This window comes from uncultured Campylobacter sp. (assembly GCF_937997465.1).
Taxonomy (GTDB): Bacteria; Campylobacterota; Campylobacteria; order Campylobacterales; family Campylobacteraceae; genus Campylobacter_A.
Genome location: NZ_CALKTQ010000241.1, coordinates 1 through 1,116, shown reverse-complemented (window position 1 = coordinate 1,116; position 1,116 = coordinate 1). Strand labels below are relative to the sequence as shown.

At 40.8% G+C, this 1,116-nt stretch carries 2 protein-coding genes; both read left to right on the top strand.

From position 1 onward, the window contains the following. On the top strand, positions 1-206 hold a 206-nt coding region (locus Q0546_RS08060; RefSeq protein ID WP_298792037.1), incomplete at its 5' end, for a hypothetical protein. A gap of 44 nt (positions 207-250) precedes the next feature. After that, positions 251-1,116: hypothetical protein (locus Q0546_RS08055; RefSeq protein WP_298792035.1), on the top strand; the 866-nt coding region annotated here is incomplete at its 3' end.

Here is a 1,116-nt window from a genome sequence, read left to right as displayed (position 1 = left end):
AATTAGACCAAGATTTCCAAAAAGGCAGAATCGACAAAGCTTGTTTTGCTCAGGCGAATGAAACGAAGCTAAATAAAATTATGTCTATCCAAATCGGTAAAGCCGAGATCGCAAAATTTAAAAGTGAGCTAGAGCGAAACGCACGCAAAGTTCTTAGTTTGAACAAAAAAAACATAGATAGATCGGGCGGAATAACGTTAAGTTAATATATTTTACATTAACTTAATATAAAATATATTAAGGATTGAGCATGAATTTTTCTCAAGACGAAACAGCGCAAATTTTAATGTCGCTAGGGTATGAGGTAAATCGAGCGTATAAATTTAAAATGCGTGACGAGCGGACGGCCTCCGCATCAATTCATCCGCAGACCGGAAAAATCAAGGATTTTGGAAGCGGCTGGGGCGGTAGCATAATTGATTTTATGGTAGAGCATCATAACTTTACGAAGAAAGAGGCCTTTTCTAAGGCTTCTTATATTATTGGCAAGGAACAGGTTTTTAAGCCAATCGAGCACTCTCATGCGCCGCGCCAAGTAGAACAAAAACCATTTATTACACAAGAATATATAGATAAATTTGCACTCGAGCGCAAAGAAAATTTTTCGCGCTATTGGGAACTTTTATCCCAAACTTTGCCAACTGCAACGAAATCCGAGAAAGAATTTATCGCCAAACGCTACGAAATAGGATATTCCAAGCAGGCTGATAGGCTAATTATGCCGGTAAGAGATGAAAACGGCAACTGCTTGACGTTTTGGAAATATAACAAGAACCCGAAGCCGTTTATGGGCGAAGACGGGAAAATCGTGCAACTGCCGAAAGTGATGTTTTCAAAGAATAGACCGCGTTGTCCTTTTAACTTGCAAGATTTAAAAGAATACGCAAAAGAGCCGCTTCAGAAAGACGACACGATTTTCATACTCGAGGGCGAAAAAGATTGTCTAAATGCTCTCGCGTGCGGCTATAAAGCTATTACGATCGGCTCGGCGTCGACAAGAGTTGATGACAAATATCTACCGCTCTTTAAAGGATTGACCGTAAGCATAGCTTACGATTTGGACGAAGCGGGGCGCGATGGCGCGAGGGTGCTGCAAGAACAACTAAAAAGCGTATG